The sequence below is a fragment of the Micromonospora sp. R77 genome (assembly GCF_022747945.1).
In the GTDB taxonomy this organism is placed as follows: Bacteria; Actinomycetota; Actinomycetes; order Mycobacteriales; family Micromonosporaceae; genus Micromonospora.
Genome location: NZ_JALDST010000001.1, coordinates 5,019,250 through 5,044,174, shown reverse-complemented (window position 1 = coordinate 5,044,174; position 24,925 = coordinate 5,019,250). Strand labels below are relative to the sequence as shown.

Here is a 24,925-nt window from a genome sequence, read left to right as displayed (position 1 = left end):
TCCGTTGTCCCTGCCTCAGGCGCCCGAGGTCACCCGGTACGCGTCGAACACCCCGTCGACCTTGCGCACGGCCGCGAGCAGGTGCCCGAGGTGCTTCGGGTCGGCCATCTCGAAGCTGAACCGGCTCACCGCCACCCGGTCCCGGGTGGTGGTGACGGTGGCGGAGAGGATGTTCACCCGCTCCTCCGACAGCACCCGGGTCACGTCCGCCAGCAGCTTGTGCCGGTCCAACGCCTCGACCTGGATGGCGACCAGGAACGTCGACGCGGAGGTGAGCTTCCAGCTGACCTCCACCACCCGCTCGGCCTGCGCCCGCAGGTCCTCGGCGTTGGCGCAGTCGTCCCGGTGCACGCTCACCCCGCCGGAGCGGGTGACGAAGCCGAAGACGCTGTCCGGTGGCACGGGGGTGCAGCAGCGGGCCAGTTTGATCCAGACGTCGCTGACGCCCCGGACCACCACGCCGGGATCGCTGCTGTTCTGCCGGCTGCGCGGCGGCCGGGTGGCGACGGCGGTCTCGGCGATGTCCTCCGCCGCGCCCTCCTCGCCCCCGTAGGTGGCCATCAGCTTCTGCACCACCGACTGGGCGGAGACCTGGCTGTCGCCGACCGCGGCATAGAGCGAGGCCACGTCGGCCAGGTGCAGGTCCCGGGCGATCGCCATCAGGTTGTCGGAGGTGAGCATCCGCTGCAGCGGCATGCCCTGCTTGCGCATGGCCTTGACGATCGCGTCCTTGCCGGCCTCGATCGCCTCCTCGCGCCGCTCCTTGTTGAAGTACTGGCGGATCTTGGTGCGGGCGCGCGGGCTCTTGACGAAGCCCAGCCAGTCCTGGGTGGGGCCGGCCGTGTCGGACTTCGAGGTGAAGATCTCGATCACGTCGCCGTTGGAGAGCGTCGACTCCAGCGGCACCAGCTTGCCGTTGACCCGCGCGCCGATGCACTTGTGCCCGACCTCGGTGTGCACCGCGTACGCGAAGTCCACCGGCGTCGACCCGGTCGGCAGCGGGATGACGTCACCCTTCGGGGTGAAGACGTACACCTCCTGGCTGGACAGGTCGAAGCGCAGCGCGTCGAGGAACTCGCTCGGGTCGGCCGCCTCCCGCTGCCAGTCCAGCAGCTGCCGCAGCCAGGTCATCTCGTCGATGTGCGCGGGCGGGCCGACGATCTGGGTGCCCTTGTGCTCCTTGTACTTCCAGTGGGCGGCGATGCCGAACTCGGCGGTGCGGTGCATCGCGTACGTGCGGATCTGCATCTCCACCGGCTTGCCGGTGGGCCCGATGACCGTCGTGTGCAACGACTGGTACATGTTGAACTTGGGCATCGCGATGTAGTCCTTGAACCGGCCCGGTACCGGCTGCCAGTTGGCGTGGATGACGCCCAGCGCCGCATAGCAGTCCCGCACCGTGTCGACCAGGATCCGCACCCCGACCAGGTCGTAGATGTCGTTGAAGTCGCGACCCCGCACGATCATCTTCTGGTAGATCGAGTAGAGGTGCTTGGGCCGGCCGGTGGTCTCCGCCTTGATCTTGGCGGCCTTCAGGTCGGTGGACACCTTCTGGGTCACCTGCCGCAGCAGCGCCTCCCGCTGCGGCTGGTGCTCCCCGATCAGCCGGTTGATCTCCTCGTACCGCTTCGGGAACAGGGTCCCGAAGGCGAGGTCCTCCAGCTCCCACTTGATCGTGTTCATGCCCAGACGGTGGGCGAGGGGAGCCAGGATCTCCAGCGTCTCCTTGGCCTTCTGCTCCTGCTTGGGGCGGGGCAGGAAGGTGAGGGTACGCATGTTGTGCAGCCGGTCCGCCAGCTTGATCACCAGCACCCGGGGGTCCTTGGCCATCGCCACGACCATCTTGCGGATCGTCTCCGCCTTGGCCGCGTCACCCAGCTTGACCTTGTCCAGCTTCGTCACGCCGTCGACCAGGAGGGTCACCTCCGGGCCGAAGTCCGCCCGCATCTGGTCGAGCGTGTATTCGGTGTCCTCGATGGTGTCGTGCAGCAGCGCGGCGACCAGGGTGGTGGTGTCCATGCCCAGGTTGCCCAGGATGGTGGCCACCGCCAGCGGGTGGGTGATGTACGGGTCACCGGACTTGCGGTACTGACCGGAGTGCCAGCGCGCGGCGGTGTCGAACGCCCGCTGCAGCAGCTTGGCGTCGGCCTTCGGGTGGTTCTCCCGGTGCGTGGCGATCAGCGGCTCCAGCACCTCGCTGACCTGCGAGGTCTGCCACGGGGCGTTGAACCGCGCCAACCGGGCCCGCACCCGCCGGCCGGTGGGCGCGTTGGACAACGCGAAGCCACCGCTGGGCGAGGGGTCCACGGCCGGATCGGTCGGGAACGGCACCACGACCGTCTCACCGGCCGACGAGCCGCCGTCCGCCGTCGTCTCGGGGGCGGCGCCGTTGCCGGCGCCCGTCACCCGGGCCGGCGGGTTGCCGCTCCGCTCGGTCACCGAGCCGTCCGCGTCGCCTGTCGGGTGCACCGTGCCCTCCACCGGAGGGACGACATCGTGGGACACCGGCCTCCTCACCGCTCGCCGGGAACGCGTCGACCGTCTGGTCGACGTTCTCTGCAACCGGCCCGGGGGCCGGCCTGTTCCGCGCCGCCGGGCAGAGGTCGCCCGGTCAGCAAAGGGCAATGCTACCCGTACGCAGGGTGCCCTGCCGCTCCGCCGGACGGCCCTCGCGGGGTCCGCCCGACGGGCCCGGGCATCAAACGGTCAGCAGGGCATGGACCGGGCGCGGGGCGAGCCGCTCGCGGCCGGCGAGGAAACCCAGCTCCAGCAGCACGGTGAAGCCGGACACCGTGCCGCCGGCCCGTTCCACCAGGTCGAGCGTCGCCTCGGCGGTGCCTCCGGTGGCCAGCACGTCGTCGACGACCAGCACCCGGTGCCCGGCGGTGAACGCGTCCTGGTGCACCTCCAGCGTCGCCTCGCCGTACTCCAGGGCGTAGGAGGCCGAGTAGGCCGGGCGGGGCAGCTTGCCGGCCTTGCGCACCGGCACCACACCGACGCCGGTGGCGTACGCGATGGCGGCGGCGATCACGAAGCCCCGGGCCTCGATGCCGACCACCGCGTCGAAGGACTCCCGCCCGTGGTGGGCGACGATCCCGTCGATCACCTGGCGGAACACCTCGCCGTCGGCGAAGAGCGGCATCAGGTCCTTGAACATGACTCCGGGCTTCGGGAAGTCCGGCACGTCCAGCACCCGGCTGGCCACCAACCGGGCCATCTCGATGCCGCTGTCCCCGCGTACCCCGGTGCTGTGGGTCTCCGTCACGGCGCTTCCGTTCCCCTTCGTACGACGACGGCGTCCTTCATGCTGCTCGCACAGCATGAAGGACGCCGTCACGTTGCTCACGACCGGGTCGCCCCGGCCCTGCTCAGCGCCGTTTCGCGCCGCCCGGCCGGTTTCCGCCGCCGCTCGGGCGCCTGCCCCGGCCCGCGGTCGGGCGCTTCCCGGCCGGCCGGGAACCCACCTTCGGCGCGCGCGCCGGCCAGCGCCGCCGCCTCCGGGTCGACGGGCTCGTCGGCGACCGCGGTGGCCCGCGGTGCCCCCTTCGGGGTCAGCTCGCCGCGGGCGATCGCACCCCGGCGGGCCAGCACCCGCTTGTTGTGCGCGCTGATCCGCGGGTCCTGGTTCTTCAACAGCACCAGCAGCGGCGTGGCGAGCAGGATCGAGGTCAGGAAGGCCGTCGCCATACCGACGAAGAGCACCAGGCCGAGGTCCTTCAGGGTGCCCGCGCCGAGCAGGCCGGCACCGATGAAGAGCAGACCACCCACCGGGAGCAGGGCGACCACCGAGGTGTTCAGCGACCGCATCAGGCTCTGGTTCAGCGCCAGGTTGGCCGCCTCGCCGTAGGTCTGGTTGTTGTTCGCGGTGATGCCCCGGGTGTTCTCCTGGACCTTGTCGAAGACCACCACCACGTCATAGAGGGCGAAGCCCAGGATGGTGAGGAAACCGATGATCGTCGACGGGGTGACCTCGAAGCCGACCAGCGAGTAGATGCCGGCGGTCAGGACCAGGTTCATGAAGAGCGAGGTGATGGCGGCGGCGGCCATCCGCCACTCGAAGCGCAGGATCAGATAGATCGCCACCACCGCGAGGAAGATCAGCAGACCGAGCAGCGCGCGCTCGGTGACCTGTCCACCGAAGGACGCGCTGACCTGGTTGCCACCGACCTGGTCGACCGGGATGCCGAACTTGTCGGCCATCGCGACCTTCACGTCGTCCGCCTGGGTGGGCGTCAGCTCCGGCGTACGCATCTCGTAGGAGTCGCCGTTGGTGCCGCCGACCTTCTGCGCGGTGGCCACCTGGACACCGCCACCCTTGGTCGCCAGGATGTCGTTGACCTGCCGCTCGGTGTCGTCCAGGGTGCCGACGGTGGCCGGCACGACGAGCGAGTTGCCGCCGGCGAACTCGATGCCGAGGTGGAAGCCCCGCACCGCGAAGCTGAGCACCGCGATCAGCGCCAGCAGGGCCGCGACGCCGAACCAGACCTTGCGCCGGCCGACGATGTTGAGATCGGCCTCGCCCCGGTAGAGCCGGGACGCCAGACCACTCTTAGCCATCTCAGGCCTCCTTGACGACGCGCGGGTTGCGGGCGGTGACCTGCTCGGTCGACCGGGCCGGCAGCGCCCGGCCCAGACCGCTCACCCGGGGGGACAGGAACGCCCGGGTACTGGCGAACATCGTCATGATCGGGTGCCGGAACAGGAAGACGACCACCAGGTCGAGCACCGTCGCCAGGCCGAGGGCGAAGGCGAAGCCCTTCACCGTGCCGACCGAGACGATGTAGAGCACCACGGCCGACATCAGGGTGATCGCGTTCGCCGAGATGATCGTCCGGCGGGCCCGGACCCAGGCCCGCGGCACCGCGCTGCGCGGGCTGCGGCCCTCTCGGATCTCGTCCTTGAGCCGCTCGAAGTAGATGACGAACGAGTCCGCCGCCACACCGAGTGAGACGATCATGCCGGCGATGCCGGCGAGGGTGAGGGTGAAGCCGATCTGCCGGCCGAGCACCACCAGCGCACCGAAGACCAGGAGCCCGGAGAGCACCAGGCTCAGGAAGATCACCGAGCCGAGCAGCCGGTAGTAGAAGAACGAGTAGATGATGACCAGCAGCATGCCGATGCCGGCGGCGAGCAGACCGGCCCGCAGCTGGCTGTCGCCCAGCGTGGCCGTCACGTCCTGCTTGTCCTGCTGCTTGAAGGTCACCGGCAGGGCGCCGTAGCGCAGCTGGCTGGCCAGCGCGTTCGCGCTCTTGTTGTCGAAGTTGCCGGTGATCTGCGAGTCGCCGGTCAGCACGCCCTGGATCTCCGGGGACGAGACGATCTCGTTGTCCAGGACCACCGCGACCCGGCACTTGCCGCCCTGCCCGAGGGCGGTCTGGTCACAGGCCTGGCCCTCGTTGGTGAACGCCTCGCGGGTGAGCGCGGTCCACTTCTCCTGGCCGTCGCTCTTGAACTGCAGGCTGACCACCCAGGAGCTGGTCTGGTCGAGCTGGGCGGAGGCGTTCTTGATGTCGGTGCCGGCGACCTTCGCGACGTCGAGCAGGTATTTCGCGCCGCTCTCGCAGGCGACGGCCTTCTGCTTCTCGTCCTTGATCGACGCCGGCGGGCGCTTGTCGAGCTGGGCGCAGCTGATGGTCGGCACGTTGAACTGCATCTCCGGCGTCAGCACCGCGACCTCCTCGGGGGAGAGCGTGCCGAACGGCTTCAGCTGCGCGGCCTGCGCGGGGTCGGCCGGGGGCGCCTGAAGGGCGCTCGCGGCGGCCCAGACGGCGGGACCGACCTTCTGCTGGACGGCCTTGCGCTGCTCCTCGATGCTCTGCGGCACCGGGGCGGCGCTGGCGCTCGGCGAGGGTGCCGCGGCGCTCGGGGAGGCGGACGGGGTCGCCGCGGCGGGCGCTCGGCGTCGGGGCCATGCCGCCCTGACCGCCGGCGCTCGGCGACGCCGTGACCTTCGCACCGGGCTTCGCCGACGCGCTGGTCGACGGCTTCGGCACCGCGCTGCCCGACGGCTTCGGCGCGGCACTGCCGGACGGCGCCGGGGTGGCGGCGGGCGGCGGGGCGGCGACCCCGCCACTGCCGTCGGTCGCCTTGAGCACCTTGCGGAAGCGCAGCTCGGCGGCGCTGCCGACGTCGGTCAGGGCCCGGTTCTGACCGGGCAGGGAGATGACGATGTTGCGGTTGCCCTCGGTGACCACCTCGGCCTCGGCCACGCCGTAGCCGTTGACCCGGTTCTCGATGATCTGGCGCGCCTCCTCGAGGTTGGCGGCCGTCGGCGGCTTGCCGTCCACGCTGTTGGTGGCCTCGAGCGTCAGCCGGGTGCCGCCGATCAGGTCCAGGCCGAGCCGCGGCTCCAGCCGGTCCTTCCAGCTGCCGCTGGCGCCGCCCGAGAAGAACACCAAAAGATAGAGGACGACGAAGATGAACCCGAGCACGGCGAGCTGCCGTCCGGGGCGCATCTGTCCCTGAGGTGGTGCCACGGCTGTCCTGTCTCCCTGTACGGTCGCGCCGCTGCTGCCAGCGGCGGCGAAGGTCGGGCCGGGGATCTCCGGCCGACCGCTCTGGTGGGTCGACGCCCCGACCGACACGCCCTCCGGGTCACGACGCGGCGGCGTCGCAGGGAGGTGGCACGTGTCGGCGTCCGGCGCCGACCCAAACTATCCACTTATCCGGATCGATCCGCTGCCCCGTCCGGGCCGGCAATCAGTCCTTGACGACCTCGGCGTCCTCGGTGACGGGCTCGGTCGACTCCGGGCGCTCGGCCTGGTTGACCACCCGGGCGATGGCCGGACGGGCGTACCGGGTCTGCACGCCCGGGGCGACCTCGAGCAGGACCGTGTCGTCGTCCACGCCCGTGACGGTGCCGTAGAGGCCGCCGATGGTGACGACCTCGTCACCCGGGGAGAGGGTGGACTGCATCTGCTCGGCCTCACGGCGGCGCTTCTGCTGGGGGCGGATCATCATGAAGTACATGACGCCGAAGAGCAGAGCGATCATCAGGATCGGCGTCAGGCCGCCGGCTCCTCCGCCGCCCGCTGCAAGGTTATGCACGGTTGTCGACCTTCCCGTTGGCCGCCGCACCTGACCCGAGGGCATCGGAGCGGAGGCGAATTCTCACATCCTGTACAGACCGCGGCGAAGTCTAATCCCTGCACCTGAGAAGACCGAATGCGACCCAGATCACGTTCGGATCACGGCTGATCGGGCGGTGCGGAGAACAGATCGGGCACCGGAGGGGTGCCGGTGCCAAATGTACCATTCGGTGGGGTACGCCCCAGATGGCGCCAGGCCGCCTCGGTCGCCACCCGGCCCCGCGGCGTCCGCGCGAGCAGCCCCGCCCGGACCAGGAACGGCTCGCAGACCTCCTCGACCGTGTCCGGCTGCTCCCCCACCGCCACCGCCAGGGTGGAGAGCCCGACCGGGCCACCCCGGAACGAGTCGACCAGGGCGGTCAGCACCGCCCGGTCCAGCCGGTCCAGACCGAGGGCGTCGACGTCGTACACGGTGAGGGCGGCGCGGGCGGTCTCCAGGGTGACCACCCCGTCGGCCCGGACCTCGGCGTAGTCGCGGACCCGGCGCAGCAGCCGGTTGGCGATCCGCGGCGTCCCCCGCGACCGACCGGCGATTTCCACCGCCCCCTCGTCGGTGATCGGCACCCCGAGGATCCGGGCCGAGCGGCGCAGCAACGCCTCCAGGTCGGCCGGGGAATAGAAGTCGAGATGGGCGACGAAGCCGAAGCGGTCGCGCATCGGCCCGGTCAGCAGCCCGGACCGGGTGGTCGCGCCGACCAGCGTGAACGGCTCGACGTCCAGCGGGATCGCGGTGGCGCCCGGCCCCTTGCCGACGATCACGTCGACCCGGAAGTCCTCCATCGCGCTGTAGAGCAACTCCTCCGCCGGCTTGGCGATCCGGTGGATCTCGTCGATGAACAGCACGTCACCCTCGGCGAGGCTGGTCAGGATGGCCGCCAGGTCACCGGAACGCTCGATCGCCGGACCGCTGGTCACCCGGATCCCGGAACCCAGCTCGGCGGCCACGATGTTGGCCAGGGTGGTCTTACCTAAGCCAGGTGGCCCGGAGAGGAGAATGTGGTCGGGCGGGGAGCCGCGCCGCATCGCGCCCTTGAGCAGCAGGTCGAGCTGGTCGCGGACCCGGTGCTGGGCGATGAACTCCTCGAGCCGCTTCGGCCGGACGCTGGCCTCCGCGTCCAGTTCCGCGTCGTTGACGTACGCCGAGACCAGGTTCTCCCCCGTCATGCGCTGACCTTCACTCGCGACTGCGGGGCTCGCAAACCCGGCTCACTCCTCGCGCTCGTCATCGGGTGCGGCCCAGGAGGCGGATGGCCTGCTTGAGCAGGACCGGCACGGGCGGGGTCTCGCCGTCGACGGTCTCCGCGACGGCGGCCACGGCCTGCTCGGCCTGGGCGCCGCTCCAGCCGAGCCCGACCAGGGCCTGGCGGACCTGCTCCGGCCAGGCGCCACCGGTCACCCCGGCCGCCCCGTCCGGGCCGATCGGCACCGGGCCGATCCGGTCGCGCAGCTCCAGGACCAGGCGTTCGGCGCCCTTCTTGCCGATTCCCGGCACCCGGGTCAGCGCGGCGGTGTCGGCGTTGGCGATGGCCTTGCGGACCGCGTCCGGGGTGTGCACGGCGAGCACCGCCTGGGCCAGCCGGGGGCCGACCCCGCTGGCGGTCTGGAGCAGCTCGAACAGCTGCTTGGCGTCGTCGTCGGCGAAGCCGTAGAGGGTGAGCGAGTCCTCCCGGACCACCAGGCTGGTGGCGAGCCGGGCCGGCTGGCCGACCCGCAGGTCGGCGAGGGTGCCGGGGGCGCACTGCACCGCCAGGCCGATCCCGCCCACCTCCACCACCGCGTGGTCCGGACCGGTCGCGGTCACCGTGCCGCGCACGCTGGCGATCATCGTGCTGCTCCTCCTCGTCGGGCCCGCTCGGCGGCCACGGCCAGCTTGGACCGGGTGCCGCCGCGCCACACGTGGCAGATGGCCAGGGCCAGGGCGTCGGCGGCGTCGGCCGGCTTGGGCGGCTCCGCCAGCCGCAGCAGCCGGGTCACCATGGTGGTCATCTGCTTCTTGTCGGCCTGACCGGAACCGGTCACCGCCGCCTTCACCTCACTCGGCGTGTACGTCTGCACGGGCAGCCCGGCGCGTGCCCCGGCGAGCACGGCGATGCCGCTGGCCTGGGCGGTGCCCATCACCGTGCGGACGTTGTGCTGGCTGAACACCCGCTCCACGGCCACCGCGTCGGGCCGGTGCTCGGCGACCAGCTCGGTCAGCGACCGGTCCAGGTGCAGCAGGCGCAGCGGCAGCTCGTCGGACGGATCGGTGTAGACGACGTAGTAGGCGATCAGCGTGCAGGGCCGGCCCGGCACCCCCTCGACCACGCCGACCCCGCACCGGGTCAGCCCCGGGTCGACGCCGAGCACGCGCACGCCGCCTCCTCCCCCAGCCGCCAGCAGTACGTGTGTTCGATACCCTACTGGTCCGCCCCGACGCCGTCCCGGGCGGACACGCCGACCCCCGTCGGCCGCCGCGTGTGCCACACACTCCGGGGCCGGAGTATGTGTCGCCGCCCCATGTGCCGCCGGCCACACAGCTCGTAACTTCTTGCGCCATGACGGCAGAACCCGTGGCGGTCCCCCACGTCGTACGCCTCGACCTCTCCGGTCGCAGCGCCCTGGTGACCGGTGGTGGCAGCGGCATCGGCCGGGCGTGCGCCCTGCGGCTGGCGGCGGCCGGCGCGGCGGTGCTGGTGGTGGACCGCAACACCGAGGCCGCGAAGGCGGTCGCCGCCGAGGCGGGCGGTCGGGCGGAGGGCGTCGACCTGGCCGACCCGGCCGCGGTGGACCGGCTCGACGCCGACGTGGACATCGTGGTCAACAACGCCGGGCTCCAGCACGTCGCGCCGGTGCAGGACTTCCCCACCGAGCGTTTCGCGTACATCCAGCGGGTGATGGTGGAGGCGCCGTTCCGGCTGGTCCGGCGGGCGCTGCCGCACATGTACGCGCAGGGCTGGGGGCGCGTGGTCAACATCTCCTCGGTGCACGGGCTGCGCGCCTCGCCGTACAAGGCGGCGTACGTGGCGGCCAAGCACGCCCTGGAGGGGCTGTCGAAGGTGGTCGCGCTGGAGGGCGCCGCGCACGGGGTGACCGCCAACTGCATCAATCCGGCGTACGTGCGGACGGCGCTGGTGGAGAGCCAGATCGCCGACCAGGCCGCCACCCACGGCATCGGCGAGGACGAGGTGGTCGAGAAGATCATGCTGGCCCGGGCGGCGATCAAGCGGCTGATCGAGCCGGAGGAGGTGGCGGAACTGCTGGCGTACCTCTGCTCCCCGCCGGCGGCCTTCATCACCGGCGCCTCGATCGCCCTCGACGGGGGCTGGACGGCCAACTAGTGGCCGCGCGCACAATGTCGCTCATGTCGTCGCCGGTGGAGTTCCTGGAACTGCTGGCCCGGGAGGCCGCTGCGGTCGAGTTCGAAGGGCCGCTGGTGGCCGCCCGGGCCGCCGGCCTGCCGGCCGACCGGCTGGCCGAGCTGGAGCAGGCGAAGGTGGTGGCGCTGCGGGTCCGCGCGCTGCTGGAGCGCCGGCGCCGCCGCGAGATCGAGCTCTCCGGCCTGTACGACACGGCCAGCGACCTGGCCGGGCTACGTGACCTGGACGACGTGCTCCGGGCGATCGTGCACCGGGCCCGCAACCTGCTCGGCACCGACGTGGCCTACATGACGCTCAACGACGAGGAGCGCGGCGACACCTACATGCGGGTGACCGACGGTTCGATCTCGGCCCGGTTCCAGCGGTTGCGGCTGGAGATGGGGGACGGCCTCGGTGGCCTGGTCGCCCAGACCGGCACCCCGTACGTGACCTCGAACTATCAGGAGGACGAGCGGTTCCGGCACACCGGGGAGATCGACGGCGGGGTCGGCGAGGAGGGCCTGGTGGCCATCCTGGGCGTACCGCTGCGGCTCGGCTCCAGCGTGATCGGCGTGCTGTACGCGGCGAACCGGTCGGCCCGGCCGTTCGCCCGCGAGGAGGTGTCGCTGCTGGTGTCGCTGGCGGCGCACGCCGCGGTGGCGATCGACACCGCCCGGCTGCTGGCCGAGACCCGCTCGGCGCTGGCCGAGCTCTCCGCGGCGAACACCACCATCCGGGCGCACAGCAGCTCGGTGGAGCGGGCCGCGGCGGCGCACGACCGGATGACCGCGCTGGTGCTGCGCGGCGGCGGGGTGGAGGACGTCGCGTCGGCGGTGACCGACGTGCTGGGCGGGGCGCTGCTGGCGCTGGACGCCGAGGGGCGCCAGCTGGCCCGGGTCGGGCAGATCGAGGAGCCGGACCGGGCCGACATGGTGGAGGCGGTGGCCGCGTCGCGTACAGAGGGGCGCAGCGTGGCGCGGGGTCCGCTCTGGTACGCGGCGGTGGTCGCCGGGGCGGAGAACCTGGGCGCCCTGGTGTTGCGCCCGGACGGCGAGCTGGTCGACGCCGACCAGCGGATCCTGGAGCGGGCGGCGCTGGTCACCGCGCTGCTGCTGCTGTTCCGCCGGACCGTCGCCGAGGCGGAGGGGCGGGTCCGGGGCGAGCTGCTGGACGACCTGATCGCCCGGCCGCTGCGGGACACCGACGCGCTGCGCAGCCGGGCCCGCCGGCTCGGCGTGGACCTGGACGCCCCGTGTGTACTCGTGGCGGTGGGCGACGACGCGATCGCGGCGACCGGGTCGGCCCGGCAGCGGGTGCTCTCCTGGGCCACCACGTACGCCTCGACCCGGGGCGGCCTGGCGGCGGCCCGGACGGCCGGGTGGTGCTGATGCTGCCCGGCCAGGACGCCGGCGGCAGCGCGCGGGCGGTGGCCCGCGACCTGTCCCAGGTGACCGGCCGCCCGGTGACCGCCGGGGCGAGTGGCCCGTCCCGTGGTCCGGCGTCGCTGGCCGCCACCTTCGCCGAGGCGGAACGCTGCCTGACCGCGCTGGGCGCGCTGGGCCGGTCCGGGCAGGGGGCGAGCACCGCCGAGCTGGGCTTCGTGGGGCTGCTGCTGGGGGCGGTGGGCGACTCGGGCGACCGGGACGTGGAGCAATTCCTCACCGGCACCGTGGGGCCGGTGGTCGACTACGACGCGCGGCGGGGCACCGCCCTGGTGCGGACGCTGGAGGCGTACTTCGGGGTGGGCGGCAGTCTGGCCCGGGCGGCGGAGCTGCTGCACGTGCACGTCAACACGGTGACCCAGCGGTTGGAGCGGGTCGGTCAGCTGCTCGGCACGGACTGGCAGAAGCCGGAGCGGGCGCTGGAGGTGCAGCTCGCGCTGCGCCTGCACCGGTTGCGTACGCCCACCGGCTGAACCGCCCCCGCCGCGCACCGGACGTGATCCCTCGGCCGGTCCCCGGTCCGCGGTCGGTCATCGGGGGTGGTCGACGGCAAATACCGGCACGACAACTCCCACTCGCTGTCAGACGCGCGGAGCGGCACTTTGTGCCGCACATCAGCCGACGCCGCGTATCCACTGAGGACATCGGTCAGGAATTGACGATTGATCTCCCGGGAAAGTGATGGTTATGATCGCCACGCTGCGTCGCGAGGACGTAGCAGACGGGGAGAGACAAATGAAGATCAAGGTAACTGCCGGCCGGGTCGCCTCGGTGCTTGCCGGGGCTGGGGCAATTGCGCTCCTGGCCTCCACGCCGGCTCAGGCCGCCTCGTACTTCCGGGGCTACGAGGGCAGCGACTACGCGGGGGTGGGCGCTGACCGTCGGTGGGTCGAGGTCTGCGACATGGAGCAGGACGGCAACGGCGTGTACGCCACGTTCACCGTCCGGGGCAGCACGGGTGGCAACACCGTCAGCGACGGCAACGGCTCGGCCGCCGGCTGCGGCAACAAGACGTTCGGCGGCGACGTCCTCGGGTTCTCGATCTGCGAGAAGCAGCCCATCGGCAACCCGTCCTGCCGGACCTACACCCTCTGAGGCAGGGAAGTGTCCGTCGGATGACACATTCCTGCGGTCCCCTTTCCATGCCGTCGGAATTCCGCGGACACTGCCGCGAGGTAAACCTCTGATCAACTGAAGTGGGAACAGGCCATCCCGGTATCAGGGATGGCCTGTTCCCGCATTCTTTTTTTCGTCCCGCACCCGGACATTATTTGTCAATTCCTCATTGCCGGCCGGGCGTCGCCGGCAGCGGTCAGCGGGCCGTCCGCACCTGGCGCAGCGACTCGCCGAGTTGCCGTTTCATCCAGCGGGCGGCGGGCCGCTCGACGACCCGGTGGATCAGCCACGCGGCGAGCAGCAGTCCCGCCACCACAGCGGTGATCAGCAGCCACGGCGAGAGGTGGCCCTGGGCCCGCTCGATGACGGCGAGCCCGACCGTCTGGTGGATGAGATAGAGCGGGTACGTCAGCGCTCCGGCCGTCGCGACCCAGCCCCAGGTCACCCAGCGGAAGTGGTTGAGGGCGACCGCCGCCATCACCAGGAAGAAGCCCGTCACGATGACGGCCGTCGGCACGAAGGCGACGTCGCGGGCGTGGGCGAGGCTGGGCAGCCGGGTGAGCGCGATCAGCCAGGAGAGGCCGACGATCGACCACAGCAGCAGCGTCGAGCCGAACCGGTGGATGAGATAGAGCGCGATACCCGCGATGAAGTAGCTGGAGTAGGCGGCGCCCACGACGCTGGTGAGCCCGGCGTTGCCGAACTTTGGCACGAACAGGGAGGCGACCGTCCAGACGGCGCAGAAGGCGACCACGCCGCGGTAGGTCAGGCCACGCGCCACCAGCACGGCGAAGAGGACGTAGAAGACCAGCTCGACGGTGAGCGTCCAGTACGACATGTCGAGGTGCCGGATGCCGAGGAACTCCTGCATCATCGTCAGGTTGCCCACCACGTCGCGCACCGTGAGCTCGGGGCCCCTCGGCACGGCCACCAGCACGCCGGTGGAGAGCAGGACGGCGAACCAGTAGGCGGGGTAGAGCCGCACGACGCGGGAGACGAAGAAGTCACCGACCGAGCGGCCCCAGGCGCTCATGCAGATGACGAAGCCGCTGATGACGAAGAACAACTGCACGCCGAGGAAGCCGTACTTCGCGGCGGAGTGCACCGGGCCGAAGGAGCTCGCGGCGGAGGGTTGCCACACGCCGATCTTGTCCCCGACGAGGTGGTACGCGACGACCATGAGCGCCGCACCGAGGCGCAGCCCGTCCAGGACCAGCAGCCGCGGCCGCCGCGCGGCCGGCGGCCGTTCGGCGGTCGCCGGCTCCGCGACGGTCTGCCGGGGCAGGCCGGCACGGGGGCTCGGCTGCGTCGGCTCGGTCGTCGGCCCGGCGACCGCGCGCTCGTCCATCGCCTGCGTCATCGACGTCTTCTCCTGGTCTTCGAGGCGGTCGCGAGCCGCCGTCGGCCATCGGACTTGATCAGGCACCGGTGGTGCCGACGGCCGGCACGACCGGCTGTTCCGCCCGTGCCCGACGGTACAGCCACAGCGCGGCGAGCACGAAGAGCACCAGCACCGTCGGCACGTACGGGTCGACCGCGAAGCGCTGCGCCGGCCCCTGCAGGCGACCCGCCGACCAGATCAGGCCCCTCGGGAGGAGCCCGCCCCGGTAGGTGATCGGCCACATGAGGAAGGGCAGGATCGCAGCGACCGCCACGACGCCGGCGACCACCCGGGCCACGCCGGCCGAGCGGCGGACGACGTCGACGAGCACGATGGCCATCGGGCCGATCCAGAGCCAGTAGTGCGACCAGCTCACCGGCGAGATGAGCAGCATGGTGAAGCCGACGACGACCAGCGCCATGGCCTCCTCGCCGTGCCGCTGGAGCGCGGTCGCCAGGGCGAGCCCGGCGACCAGCACCACGACCACCGACGCCATCCACCAGATGGTGTTCTGCTCGTCGGTCTGCAGCAGGCGCGCGGTGAAGCCCTGCAGGGACTGGTTGCCGCCGTACCGGGGGCCGGAGGTCATCAGCACCCGGTGCGAGTCGAACGCCCGCCCGGTCAGCCAGTAGTCGTAGGACCCGCCGGGCTGGATGACGGCGCCCAGCAGCGTGAGCCCGACGAAGGTGCCGGCCGCCACGACCGCGGCGCGGAACCGCCGGGTGAGCAGCAGATAGACCACGAAGAGGCCGGGCAGCAGCTTGGTCGCGGTCGCCGCGCCGATGAGTACGCCCTTGAACCGGCTGCGGTCGGGCAGCGCCAGGTCCGCCACGACGAGCAGCATGACGAAGATGTTGATCTGCCCCAGGTCGAGGTTGCGCTGCAGCGGCTCGGTCCAGAGCACCACCGCGCCGGCGGCGGCCACCAGACCGAGCCGGCCGCGGGTGCCCTCGTACCCGAGGATCCGGGTGGTGAACCAGAGCGCCGCGAGCATCGCCACGACACCCACCGCGTTCATCAGGTTGAGCGCGGTCCGGTCGTCGAACCAGGTCAGCGGGACCAGGAACGGCAGGGTGATCGGCGGGTAGGTGTAGGGCAGCTGCAGCCTGGTGTAGCCGAGCTGGTAGACGGGCTCCCCGTCGAGGAACGCGTGGGCGGCCCCGAGGTACATGTTGAAGTCCGTCCCCCGGAACGGGTGGTCGCGCACGAAGGCGACGTATGCCGCGACCGAGAGGACCAGCAGGGCCAGGCCGGGGATGAGGAGCCAGTTCGGCAGGGTGACTCGGGGACGCGCGGTGTGATCGGCCGACGCGTCGGCGGCGATCCGGCGGATGCGCTGGATGAGCATAGTGAGCTGGATCCTAGTCGGGCTGCCGCCTCCGTGGGTGTACCGGGGTGAGCGACGCCGCCCACCGCTGGACGACCACCACGGGCCTCCGCCCGGGCCCGGTCAGCGGGCGCGGATGCCCTCCAGGACGGCGTCGACGATCCGGTCGGGCAGGACCCGGTCGTCCAGCTCGGGGTGCCAGCGCAGCATCCGCTGGATCAGCATGGGCCCGGTGAGCAGCGCCATCACCAGCTCGATGTCGAGGTCGGCGCGCAGTTCGCCGCTGGTCACGCCGCGCTGGAGCACCTCGCGCATCAGCTTCCGGCGGGGCTCGATGATGTTCTGGTAGAGCTGGAAGTGGTCCGGGCTGCGGTTCACCTCGGGCACCAGGCACGGCATGATCTTGGCGGCGCGCGGGTCGAGGTTGAGCCCCACGGCGCCGACCAGCACGACCAGGTCGTCGCGGACGGAGTGACCGGCCGGCTGCGGCATGACGCCCTTGAGCCGGCGCAGCGCGTCCAGCAGCAGCGCGTCCTTGCCGGACCAGCGCCGGTAGATGGTGGCCTTGCCGACCCCGGCCCGGGCGGCGATCGCCTCGATGGAGAGCGCCTCGATGGTGCTGCCCTCGGCGAGCAGGTCGAGGGTGGCCTGGACGATCGCCTCGTCCGCGCGGACGCTCCGCGGTCGCCCGGGCGACCGCGGAGCATCGGCGGTGGAAGTCATGTCAGACATTGTCGCCCAACCTAGGCGGTTGCGGCCAACTCCCGCTCGGGGCCCGGTCGCGCGGGGGTCGACGGGACCGCCGGGCGGCCGGGCATCCAGCGCAGCACGATGAGGATGCCCAGGGCGGCCACCACGGCGGAGAGCGCCGCCGCCCAGTGCATCGCCGAGACGAACGAGTCGTTGGCCGCCGCGATCAGCTTCGGGCCGGCCGGCCCGAGCCGGGCCGCCGCCGCGTACGCGCCGGAGAGGGACTCGTCGGCGGCCTCCCGGGCCGGGGCGGGCAGGCCGGCGAGCGCCGAGGCGACGTCGTTGCGGTAGACCGCGGAGAGCACCGAGCCGAGCACCGCGACCCCGAGCGCACCGGCCACCTGGCGGACGGTGTTGCTGACCGCCGAGCCGACGCCGGCCTTCTCCCGGGGCAGCGCCGACATGATCGACTCGGTGGCCGGCGGCATGATGTTGGCCATGCCGGCGCCCTGGAGGAAGAAGAAGACCAGCACCACCCAGATCGGGGTGGTCGCGTCGACGAACGCGAACGCGCCCAGCGCCACCACGGTCAGCGCCAGCCCGACCGCCGAGACCGCCCGGCCGCCGTACCGGCGGACCATCGCGGCGCTGCGCGGGGCGAAGATCAGCTGAGCGGCGGCGAACGGGAGGAAGAGCAGGCCGGTCTCCAGCGGGCGGTAGCCCCGGACCAGCTGGAGGTAGAACGAGCTGAAGAACATCACCCCCATCGCGGCGAAGAAGATCAGGCCGACCATCGCCACCGGCGCGGCGAACCGGGGCACCCGGAACAGCCGGACGTCCAGCGACGGGTGGTCGCTGCGCAGCTCGTGCACGACGAACCAGCCGAGCACCGCGAGGCCGCCGAGGATCGCGGCCCAGACGACGGGCCGGTCGAAGCCGTGCTCACCGCCGTCGATGATGCCGTAGGTGAGCGCCACCAGGCCGACCACCGACAGCAGCACGCCGAGCAGGTCCACCCGGCCCGGCTGCGGGTCGCGGGACTCCGGCACCAGCAGGGCGACCAGCACCACGCCGGCCACGACCACCGGCACGTTGATCAGGAAGACCGAACCCCACCAGTAGTGCTCCAGCAGGGCGCCACCGAGGATCGGACCGATCGCGACGGCGAGCCCCACCGCCCCGGCCCAGACGCCGATCGCCCGGCCGCGCTCGCGCGGGTCGAAGACGTTGGAGATGATCGACAGGGTGACCGGCATGATGGCCGCGCCACCGATGCCCATCAGGGCGCGGGCACCGACCAGCTGCGCGGGGCTCTGCGCGTACGCCGACAGCAGCGACGCCAGGCCGAAGAGGACCAGGCCGATCACCAGGAAGCGCTTGCGGCCGACCCGGTCACCGAGCACGCCGAAGGTGAACAGCAGCCCGGCGAAGACCAGGGTGTAGGAGTTGATCGCCCATTCCAGCTCCCCCTGGCTGGCCCCGAGGCCGTGCACCGGGTCGGCGAGCGTACGCAGCGCCACGTTGAGGATGGTGTTGTCGAGGACGACGACGAGGAGGCTGATCACCAGCACCCCGAGGATCGCCCACCTCCTCGGATGTCCGGTGTTCTCGTGCGGTTCCATGTCCGGTGCTCCCCCCGGCTCACCCGTGTCGCAGATACGAAACGGGGCAGACTCGTAACGGGCCTGAGCCTAGGTGAGAGGGTTTCGATACGGAACCGATCCGTATCGTTTGTGGTCGAGGTCACGCCACCGCGCCTCACCGGGTGGGTCGGGACGCCGCTCCGGGCGGGGTGAGACAGGCGGCGAGGGCGGCGGAGAGGGAGGTCAGGCGGATCGAGGGCGGCGCGGCCGGTTCGATCCAGCCGGGGCCGGCGCCGTGCACGCGTACCCCGGGGAAGTCCCGGCCGAGACGGACCAGGCGGTGTGCGCGGGCGGTGACCGGGGTCTGCGACCAGACCACCACCGTGTGCGGCCTGGTCCGCACCACCGCGCTGGCCAGGGCCGCCCAGGGCAGCGCCGGTCCGAGGTGCAGGCAACCGCGACCCTGCTCGCGCAGCGCGGCGGCGAGCGCGTGCAGGCCCAGGCAGTGGTGCTCCTGCTCGGCACCCGCGATCAGCACCCCGCCGGTCGGCAACTGTCGGCCGGGCTCACGGTGCAGCACGTCCAGGCCGACCCGGACCCCCTCGGCCAGGGCGTGCTCGACGGCGATCTCAGCGGCGGTGTGGCCGCGCAGCGTGGCCAGCAGCGGGACGCAGACCTGCTCCCAGACCGGCACCACGCCCAGGTCCCGGGCGGACTCCACGACCTGGCCGGCGACCCGGTTGCCGTCCAGGTCCTCGGCGGCGGTGGCGAGCTGCTTGCGGGCCGACTCCACGGCCCCGGCCCGGATCGGATCTGACGACACGACGTAACCCCCTGGTAGGCGATCCCTACCAGGGGATTCGTCGGGACGGCGCCGTCCGGATGCGCCGCCGGCCGGGTCATCTGCGGCGGGCGGCCCCCCGGCGCAGCGCGAGGCCGGCCACCGTGCCCCAGAGACCGCGGCGGAACAGCAGCACGACCAGGACGAAGATGCCGCCGGTGACCAGGCCGATCGCCTCGAACCCGGAGAACGACAGCCAGTCCTCCAACCGCACCACCAGCGCCGCGCCGAGCACCCCGCCCCACAGGGTGCCGATCCCGCCGAGCACCACGACGATGACCGCCTTGCCGGAGGTGGTCCAGTGCAGCACGTCGAGCGATACGAAGCGGTGACCGACGGCGAAGAGCCCGCCGCCGAGCCCGGCGATGAACCCGGAGAGCACGAACGCGGTCAGCTTGTAGCGGTGCACCGGATAGCCGAGCGCCCGGGCGCGGGCCGGGTTGTCGCGGATGCCGACCAGCACCCGACCGAACGGCGAGTGCACGATCCGCCAGGCGGCGGCCAGCCCGAGCAGCACGATCGGCAGGATCGCGTAGTAGAAGTAGTAGTCGTCGGTGAGGTCCACGCCGAAGAACTCCCGGGGCACGCCCTGCAGGCCGTTCTCGCCCCGGGTGACCGACCGCCACTCGTTGGCGACGTAGTAGACCAGCTGGGCGAAGGCCAGGGTGACCATCGCGAAGTAGATGCCGGTCCGCCTCACCGCCAGGTAGCCGATCGGCAGCGCCAGCAGCGCCGCGCCGAGCGCACCGGCCAGCACGGCCACCGGGAAGGGCAGGCCGGCGTGGATCGCGACGAGACCCGTCAGGTACGCCGAGGTGCCCCAGAAGGCGGCGTGCCCGAAGGACATCAGCCCGGTGAAGCCGAGCAGCAGGTCCACCGAGACGGCGAAGAGCGCCCAGCAGAGGATGTCCACCGCGACCGCCGGATAGAGGCCGTTGGGCAGCCAGAGCGCCACCACCAGACCGACGGCGAGCAGGGCGTACCGGACCCAGCCGGGGGCCCGCGCCACGGTGAGCAGCCCCGACCCGGTGGCCTTCGCCTCGGCGGGGCTGTCGACGGCACTGGTCATGCCGGGGCCTCCTCACGGCCGAACAGGCCGGCCGGGCGCCAGAGCAGCACGACGGCCATCACCACGAAGACGATCGTCTGGGAGACGATCGGGAAGTCCGACAGGTATGCCTCGCCCCACGCCTGGACCAGGCCGATGCCGAAGCCGGCCGCGACCGAGCCGAAGATCGAGCCGAGCCCGCCGATCACCACCACCGCGAAGACCACGATGATCAGGTCGGCGCCCATCAGCGGGTGCACCGCCCGCATCGGCGCGGCGAGCACGCCGGCCAGCCCGGCCAGGCCGATGCCGAAGCCGAAGACCGGGGTGACCCACCGACCCACGTCGATGCCGAGCGCACGGGTCAGCTCCGGCCGCTCGGTGGCGGCCCGGACCACCATGCCGATCCGGGTCCGGCCCAGCACCCACCACACCGCAACGCAGAGCAGCACGGTGAAGCCGAGGATGAAGACCCGGTACGTCGGGAAGTCGAAGAGCCCGAAGTCGACCGAGCCGCGCAGCGCGGACGGCGTCGCGTACGGGCTGGACTGGCTGCCGTAGCGGGACTTCACCAGGTCCTGGAGGATCAGCGTGAGTCCGAAGGTGAGCAGGAAGTTGTAGAGCGGGTCGAGCCGGGTGAGTCGGTGGATGACGGCCCGTTCCAGCGCCATGCCCAGCACCGCCAGGCCGACCGGCATCACCACCAGCGCCACCCAGAACGGCACGCCCGCCTCGGTGAGCAGCACGTACGCCCCGAACGCGCCGAGCATGTAGAACGCGCCGTGGGCGAAGTTCACCACCCGCAGCATGCCGAAGATGACCGCCAGCCCGAGGGCGAGCAGGGCGTAGAACGCCCCGCTCACCAACCCGTTGAACGTGTTCTGCAGAAACGTACTCACAGCTTGCAGTCCGGCGAGGGGGCGCGGAACGCCTCCGCGGCGGGGATGGTCTTGAGGATCTTCACGTAGTCCCAGGGCTCGGTCACCTCGGCCTGCGGCTTCACCTGGGCCAGGTACGCGTCGTGGATCACCCGGTGGTCCTCCGCGCGGATCTTGCCGTTCCGCAGGAAGAGGTCGTTGACCTCCTTGCCCTCCAGCTTCTTCACCACCGCGTCCGCGTCGTCGGTGCCGGCGGCCTGCACGGCCTCCAGGTACTGCATGGCGGCGGAGTAGTTGGCCGCGTGCGCGAACGACGGCCGGGTGCCGGTCTCGGACTGGAACCGGTCCGCCCACTGGCGGTTCTGCTGGTCGAAGTTCCAGTACCAGGCGTCGGTGTAGGTGGTGCCGGCGAGCGCCGCCGGGGTGAGCGAGTGGATGTCCGAGATGAACATCAGGCCCACGGCCAGCCCGATGCCCTTCTCCCGGAGCTTGAACTCGTTGTACTGCTTGACCACGTTCACCAGCTCCGCGCCGGCCTGCATGGTCCCCAGCACCTGCGGCTTCGGGTTCATCCCGGCCGCCTTGAGCAGGAACGACGAGTAGTCGCCGCTGGTGTTCGGGAAGGGTGCGCCGTCCTTGCCGACCACCTTTCCGCCGGCCTGCGCGATGGCGGCGGAGAAGTTCTTCTCCATGTCCTGGCCGAAGGCGTAGTTCGGGTAGAGGATGTACCAGTTCTTGCCGACCTGCTCGGTAGTGGTCCTCCCGGTGCCGTTGGCCAGCATGTACGTGTCGTACGCGTAGTGGAACGTGTACTTGTTGCAGCTCTTGCCGGTCAGGTCGGTGGTCGCCGCACCGATGTTGAAATAGAGCTTCTTCTTCTCCTTCGCCACGTCGGCGACCTTCAGGGCGGCCGACGAGGTGGGCACGTCCAGGATGATGTCGACGCCCTTGCGGTCGTACATCTCGGCGGCCTTGCTGTTGGCGATGTCCGGCTTGTTCTGGTGGTCGGCGGTCTCCACGCTGATGTTCTTCGTGACGGCCTTGTCGCCGTACTTGGCCTTGAAGTCGGCGATGGCCAGCTCCACGGCCTTGACCGAGTTCTTGCCGGACAGCTCCGAGTAGGCCCCGGACTGGTCGTTCAGCACGCCGAGCACGATCTTGTCGCCGGTCAGCTTCTGGTCGCCGCCGGAGGCCGGACCACCCCCGCCGCAGCCGGCGACCAGCACCACCGCCGCCGAGGCGGCGGCCACACCCACGCTCCTACGCATGTCCATCCCTTTCGTACCGCGCGGTCCGCGCGGGTCAGCCGTCGGTCAGATGCCGAGGTACGCCAACAGCTCGCGCTCCCGCGAGCGCACCTCGGAGTTCTCCATCGCCTCCGCGATCCGTCCCTCGGCCAGCAGGTAGTGCCGGTCGGCGACGCCGGTGGCGAAGTGCAGGTTCTGCTCGACCAGCAGCACGGTCACCCCGTGCCGCTTGGCCTCCCGCAGCAGGTCGGCGACCTGCTGCACGAGCAGTGGGGAGAGCCCTTCGGTGGGCTCGTCGCAGAGCAGCAGCCGGGCGCCCATCCGCAGCACCCGAGCCAGGGCGAGCATCTGCTGCTCGCCGCCGGAGAGCATGGTGGCCGCCGAGTCCCGCCGGGTCCACAGCGCGGGGAACGCCTCGTAGACCCGCTCCAGCGACCACGGGTCGGGGCCGACCCGGGGCGGCAGGGTCAGGTTCTCGGTGACGGTGAGGGTGGCGTACGCGCCCCGGTCGTCGGGCACCCAGCCGAGCCCGAGCCGCGCCCGCTTGTACGCCGGCAGCCTGGTCAGGTCGCGCCCGTCGAGGCTGATCGTGCCCCGCTGCCCGGGGTGCAGCCCCATCACGCAGCGCAGCAGGGTGGACTTGCCGGCGCCGTTGCGGCCGACCAGGGTGACCACCTCACCGGCGGCCACCTCCAGGCTCACCTCCCGCAGCACCTGCGCCTCACCGTAGGCGGCGGAGAGGTTGTCAATGCGCAGCATCCGCGGCTCCCAGGTAGGCGGTGATGACCCGCTCGTCGGCCCGGACCTGCTCGTACGCCCCCTCGACCAGGACCTTGCCGGCCTGGAGCACGGTGACGGTGTCGGCGAGCCGGCCGACGACGCTCATGTTGTGCTCGACCATCACCACCGTGCGGCCCCGCCGGACGGTCGAGATCAGGTCGACGGTGCGGTCGACGTCCTCCAGCCCCATCCCGGCGGTGGGCTCGTCGAGCAGCAGCACCTTCGGGTCCAGGGCGAGGGCGATCGCCAGCTCCAGCGCCCGCTTGCGCCCGTACGCCAGCGCCTCGGCGGGCGCCTCGGCCAGTTCGGCGAGGCCGACCATGGCGAGCAGTTCGTCGGCGCGTTCGCGGTAGCGGCGCATCAGCTTCGCCGAGCGCCAGAACCGCCAGCCCAGCCCGCTGGGCGACTGCAACGCCAGTTCGACGTGCTCGCGGGCACCCAGCTGCGGGAAGAGGCTGGTGATCTGGAACGAGCGGGCCACCCCGAGCCGGGCGACCCGCTCCGGGGGCAGCCCGGTGACGTCCCGGCCGGCCAGCTCGATCCGCCCGGCGGTGGGCGGCAGGAAGCCGGTGAGCAGGTTGAACAGGGTGGTCTTGCCGGCGCCGTTCGGGCCGACGAGGGCGTGCACGGTGTCCGGTGCCACGTCCAGGTCGACGCCGTCGACCGCCCGGAAGCCCCGGAAGTCGCGGGTCAGCCCACGGGCCGACAGGAGCACTTGCCCGGCCATCGCCACATCCTCCGCAGTCCGCACGCGGCGACCGGGTCGGTGACGGCGGTCACAGGGTCGTCGCGTGGGGGAAACCTACGGGGCACCGTCCGGGTCGAGCCATGTCGATGTCCCACACATTCGCCCCGGGTCGGGCGGGCCCACCCTCCATAGCGGCGGGCCCACCGACCCCCGTCGACGGGCATCGGAAGGGATCGGTGACCGCCGATAGGCGGCGACATGTGGGGACCCCACCGGGCGTCAGCGGGTGGCGGCGTACTCCGGCAGGGCGAGGCCGTCGGCCTGGCTGAAGAAGAGCCGGGTGGTGAGCCGCCGCAGCGGGCGGCAGGTCATCGCCCGCATCGACGCGTCCCGCAGCCGGATCGCGGTACGGCTGGCCGGCAGGAACCCGGAGATCCCGCCCCCGGGCAGCTGCTGACCCTTGGCGACGTGCGCCCGCAGCGCCGCCTCGTAGCGCGGAAAGGCCCGGATGTGGTCGCCACCGGCGGCGGCCAGCTCGCCCGCGAGGACGTACGCGCCGACCAGGGAGAGGCTGGTGCCCTGGCCGGTCAGCGGGGACGGGCACCAGGCGGCGTCGCCGAGCAGCGCCACCCGGCCGGCGCTCCACCGCTGCGCGCGCACCTGCCCGTAGGCGTCGAAGTAGAAGTCGGGGGCGTCGGCCAGCACGGCGAGCAGTTCCCGGGTCCGCCAGCCCACGTCGGCGAAGCGCTCGGCGAGCAGGCGCTGCTGGCCGGCCACGTCCCGCCGGTCGATCGCCAGCGGCGGGGAGGTGAAACTGAACAGCGCGCTGGTCCGGCCGTGCCGGGTGGGGCGGGTGCCGACCACCCGACCGCCGGGCGCGTTGTGCATCAGGAACCAGCCGTCGGTGTCCGGGTACGGGGTGCCGAAGTAGGCCAGGTACGCGCCGAGCGGCCGGACGTACCCCGCCTCGGGCCCGAACGCCAGCTCCCGGGTCCGCGAGTGCATCCCGTCGGCCCCCACCACCAGGTCCACGGTGCGCGGGGCGGAACGCGCGAAGGTGACCCGCACCCCGTCACCGGTGTCGGTCAGCGCCTCGATCGAGTCGTCGAAGACGTACTCCACCTCGGCGTGGGTCTCCTCGTACAGCAGCCGGGCCAGGTCACCGCGCTCGATCTCGAGGTCCGCGACGATGCCCTCACCGGCGAAGGCGTGCACCGGCATCCGGCAGGTCACCGCGCCCCGGGCGTCCACGTAGGCCATCCCCCGCTCGGCCACGCACTCGGCGCGGACCCGGGCGGTCAGCCCCATCCGGTCGAGCACCGTACGGGCGGTGCCGCGCACGTCGACCGCCTGCCCGCCGGGGCGCAGGCCGGGCGCGCGCTCCACCACGGTCGGGCGGAAGCCGTGCCGGCGCAGCCAGAAGGCGAGGGCCGGGCCGGCGATGCCGGCGCCGGAGATGAGCACGGTCCTGTCGTCCACCG

19 protein-coding genes and 3 pseudogenes are annotated in these 24,925 nt (G+C 71.9%); 3 read left to right on the top strand and 19 right to left on the bottom strand.

Annotated features, from left to right (window positions below):
• Positions 1-15 precede the first annotated feature (15 nt).
• The 8 genes and pseudogenes from MRQ36_RS23770 to ruvC form a co-directional block, all read right to left on the bottom strand.
• Positions 16-2,505: a bifunctional (p)ppGpp synthetase/guanosine-3',5'-bis(diphosphate) 3'-pyrophosphohydrolase gene (locus tag MRQ36_RS23770; RefSeq protein ID WP_374250653.1), complete on the bottom strand. Its 2,490-nt coding sequence runs from the start codon at positions 2,503-2,505 to the stop codon at positions 16-18.
• A gap of 193 nt (positions 2,506-2,698) precedes the next feature.
• Positions 2,699-3,265, bottom strand: coding sequence for an adenine phosphoribosyltransferase (locus MRQ36_RS23765; protein ID WP_242798845.1), 567 nt, complete (start codon positions 3,263-3,265; stop codon positions 2,699-2,701).
• 103 nt (positions 3,266-3,368) lie between these two features.
• Positions 3,369-4,557 (bottom strand): annotated as a pseudogene (gene secF, locus MRQ36_RS23760) (protein translocase subunit SecF).
• Between the two features lies 1 nt (position 4,558).
• Positions 4,559-6,476 (bottom strand): annotated as a pseudogene (gene secD / locus MRQ36_RS23755) (protein translocase subunit SecD).
• A 223-nt stretch (positions 6,477-6,699) separates the two neighbouring features.
• Positions 6,700-7,092 carry a preprotein translocase subunit YajC gene (yajC, locus tag MRQ36_RS23750; RefSeq protein ID WP_278187588.1) on the bottom strand — a complete coding sequence of 131 codons (393 nt, stop codon included), beginning with the start codon at positions 7,090-7,092 and terminating at the stop codon, positions 6,700-6,702.
• A gap of 95 nt (positions 7,093-7,187) precedes the next feature.
• Positions 7,188-8,252 carry a Holliday junction branch migration DNA helicase RuvB gene (ruvB, locus tag MRQ36_RS23745; RefSeq protein ID WP_242798840.1) on the bottom strand — a complete coding sequence of 355 codons (1,065 nt, stop codon included), beginning with the start codon at positions 8,250-8,252 and terminating at the stop codon, positions 7,188-7,190.
• A gap of 58 nt (positions 8,253-8,310) precedes the next feature.
• The gene (gene ruvA / locus MRQ36_RS23740; protein ID WP_242798838.1) at positions 8,311-8,913 is read right to left on the bottom strand and encodes a Holliday junction branch migration protein RuvA; all 603 of its coding nucleotides are present in this window, start codon (positions 8,911-8,913) and stop codon (positions 8,311-8,313) included.
• Positions 8,910-9,440 carry a crossover junction endodeoxyribonuclease RuvC gene (gene ruvC, locus MRQ36_RS23735; protein ID WP_242798836.1) on the bottom strand — a complete coding sequence of 177 codons (531 nt, stop codon included), beginning with the start codon at positions 9,438-9,440 and terminating at the stop codon, positions 8,910-8,912. Before ruvC ends, ruvA begins: the two co-directional genes overlap by 4 nt.
• Before the next feature lie 182 nt (positions 9,441-9,622).
• Between ruvC and MRQ36_RS23730 the strand changes: the two genes are divergently transcribed.
• The 3 genes and pseudogenes from MRQ36_RS23730 to MRQ36_RS23720 all read left to right on the top strand — a co-directional run bounded on the left by MRQ36_RS23730 (position 9,623) and on the right by MRQ36_RS23720 (position 12,960).
• Entirely contained in the window at positions 9,623-10,405 is a 783-nt protein-coding gene (locus MRQ36_RS23730; protein ID WP_242798834.1) for a 3-hydroxybutyrate dehydrogenase, read from the top strand.
• Between the two features lie 14 nt (positions 10,406-10,419).
• Positions 10,420-12,338: pseudogene (locus MRQ36_RS23725) on the top strand (helix-turn-helix domain-containing protein).
• Positions 12,339-12,600: 262 nt separating this feature from the next.
• The gene (locus MRQ36_RS23720; RefSeq protein WP_242798832.1) at positions 12,601-12,960 is read left to right on the top strand and encodes a hypothetical protein; all 360 of its coding nucleotides are present in this window, start codon (positions 12,601-12,603) and stop codon (positions 12,958-12,960) included.
• A 217-nt stretch (positions 12,961-13,177) separates the two neighbouring features.
• Here MRQ36_RS23720 and MRQ36_RS23715 read toward each other — a convergent pair whose 3' ends face one another.
• The 11 genes from MRQ36_RS23715 to MRQ36_RS23665 form a co-directional block, all read right to left on the bottom strand.
• Complete coding sequence (locus MRQ36_RS23715; protein WP_242798830.1) at positions 13,178-14,341, bottom strand: acyltransferase; 1,164 nt, start codon at positions 14,339-14,341, stop codon at positions 13,178-13,180.
• A gap of 58 nt (positions 14,342-14,399) precedes the next feature.
• On the bottom strand, positions 14,400-15,710 hold the full coding sequence (locus MRQ36_RS23710) for a glycosyltransferase 87 family protein (RefSeq protein ID WP_242798828.1): 1,311 nt from the start codon (positions 15,708-15,710) through the stop codon (positions 14,400-14,402).
• A gap of 102 nt (positions 15,711-15,812) precedes the next feature.
• Positions 15,813-16,421: a TetR/AcrR family transcriptional regulator gene (locus MRQ36_RS23705; protein WP_242798826.1), complete on the bottom strand. Its 609-nt coding sequence runs from the start codon at positions 16,419-16,421 to the stop codon at positions 15,813-15,815.
• Positions 16,422-16,432: 11 nt separating this feature from the next.
• On the bottom strand, positions 16,433-18,001 hold the full coding sequence (locus tag MRQ36_RS23700) for an MFS transporter (RefSeq protein ID WP_242798824.1): 1,569 nt from the start codon (positions 17,999-18,001) through the stop codon (positions 16,433-16,435).
• A 136-nt stretch (positions 18,002-18,137) separates the two neighbouring features.
• Entirely contained in the window at positions 18,138-18,785 is a 648-nt protein-coding gene (locus MRQ36_RS23695) for a transcriptional regulator (protein WP_242798822.1), read from the bottom strand.
• A 76-nt stretch (positions 18,786-18,861) separates the two neighbouring features.
• A complete protein-coding gene (locus MRQ36_RS23690) occupies positions 18,862-19,872 on the bottom strand; it encodes a branched-chain amino acid ABC transporter permease (protein WP_242798821.1) in 1,011 nt (336 codons plus the stop codon).
• Positions 19,869-20,750: a branched-chain amino acid ABC transporter permease gene (locus MRQ36_RS23685; RefSeq protein ID WP_242798820.1), complete on the bottom strand. Its 882-nt coding sequence runs from the start codon at positions 20,748-20,750 to the stop codon at positions 19,869-19,871. The genes MRQ36_RS23690 and MRQ36_RS23685 overlap by 4 nt, the downstream gene beginning before the upstream one ends.
• The gene (locus tag MRQ36_RS23680) at positions 20,747-22,003 is read right to left on the bottom strand and encodes an ABC transporter substrate-binding protein (protein ID WP_242798819.1); all 1,257 of its coding nucleotides are present in this window, start codon (positions 22,001-22,003) and stop codon (positions 20,747-20,749) included. The genes MRQ36_RS23685 and MRQ36_RS23680 overlap by 4 nt, the downstream gene beginning before the upstream one ends.
• Positions 22,004-22,042: 39 nt before the next feature.
• Positions 22,043-22,735 (bottom strand): ABC transporter ATP-binding protein, encoded by a 693-nt coding sequence (locus MRQ36_RS23675; RefSeq protein ID WP_242798818.1) that lies wholly within the window; start codon positions 22,733-22,735, stop codon positions 22,043-22,045.
• On the bottom strand, positions 22,722-23,483 hold the full coding sequence (locus MRQ36_RS23670; protein ID WP_242798817.1) for an ABC transporter ATP-binding protein: 762 nt from the start codon (positions 23,481-23,483) through the stop codon (positions 22,722-22,724). The genes MRQ36_RS23675 and MRQ36_RS23670 overlap by 14 nt, the downstream gene beginning before the upstream one ends.
• Before the next feature lie 240 nt (positions 23,484-23,723).
• A complete protein-coding gene (locus tag MRQ36_RS23665; RefSeq protein WP_242798816.1) occupies positions 23,724-24,923 on the bottom strand; it encodes an FAD-dependent monooxygenase in 1,200 nt (399 codons plus the stop codon).
• Between the last annotated feature and the right edge of the window lie 2 nt (positions 24,924-24,925).

What these genes read in the sequence shown, in the direction of transcription:
- MRQ36_RS23680 (WP_242798819.1), bottom strand. Translation starts at nt 22,003, where the DNA reads ATGGACATGCGTAGGAGCGTGGGTGTGGCCGCCGCCTCGGCGGCGGTG.
- MRQ36_RS23710 (WP_242798828.1), bottom strand. Translation starts at nt 15,710, where the DNA reads ATGCTCATCCAGCGCATCCGCCGGATCGCCGCCGACGCGTCGGCCGAT.
- MRQ36_RS23675 (WP_242798818.1), bottom strand. Translation starts at nt 22,735, where the DNA reads ATGCTGCGCATTGACAACCTCTCCGCCGCCTACGGTGAGGCGCAGGTG.
- ruvA (WP_242798838.1), bottom strand. Translation starts at nt 8,913, where the DNA reads ATGATCGCCAGCGTGCGCGGCACGGTGACCGCGACCGGTCCGGACCAC.
- MRQ36_RS23690 (WP_242798821.1), bottom strand. Translation starts at nt 19,872, where the DNA reads ATGACCAGTGCCGTCGACAGCCCCGCCGAGGCGAAGGCCACCGGGTCG.
- MRQ36_RS23705 (WP_242798826.1), bottom strand. Translation starts at nt 16,421, where the DNA reads ATGTCTGACATGACTTCCACCGCCGATGCTCCGCGGTCGCCCGGGCGA.
- MRQ36_RS23700 (WP_242798824.1), bottom strand. Translation starts at nt 18,001, where the DNA reads ATGGAACCGCACGAGAACACCGGACATCCGAGGAGGTGGGCGATCCTC.
- yajC (WP_278187588.1), bottom strand. Translation starts at nt 7,092, where the DNA reads ATGCCCTCGGGTCAGGTGCGGCGGCCAACGGGAAGGTCGACAACCGTG.
- MRQ36_RS23670 (WP_242798817.1), bottom strand. Translation starts at nt 23,483, where the DNA reads ATGGCCGGGCAAGTGCTCCTGTCGGCCCGTGGGCTGACCCGCGACTTC.
- MRQ36_RS23715 (WP_242798830.1), bottom strand. Translation starts at nt 14,341, where the DNA reads ATGACGCAGGCGATGGACGAGCGCGCGGTCGCCGGGCCGACGACCGAG.
- ruvB (WP_242798840.1), bottom strand. Translation starts at nt 8,252, where the DNA reads ATGACGGGGGAGAACCTGGTCTCGGCGTACGTCAACGACGCGGAACTG.
- MRQ36_RS23730 (WP_242798834.1), top strand. Translation starts at nt 9,623, where the DNA reads ATGACGGCAGAACCCGTGGCGGTCCCCCACGTCGTACGCCTCGACCTC.
- MRQ36_RS23720 (WP_242798832.1), top strand. Translation starts at nt 12,601, where the DNA reads ATGAAGATCAAGGTAACTGCCGGCCGGGTCGCCTCGGTGCTTGCCGGG.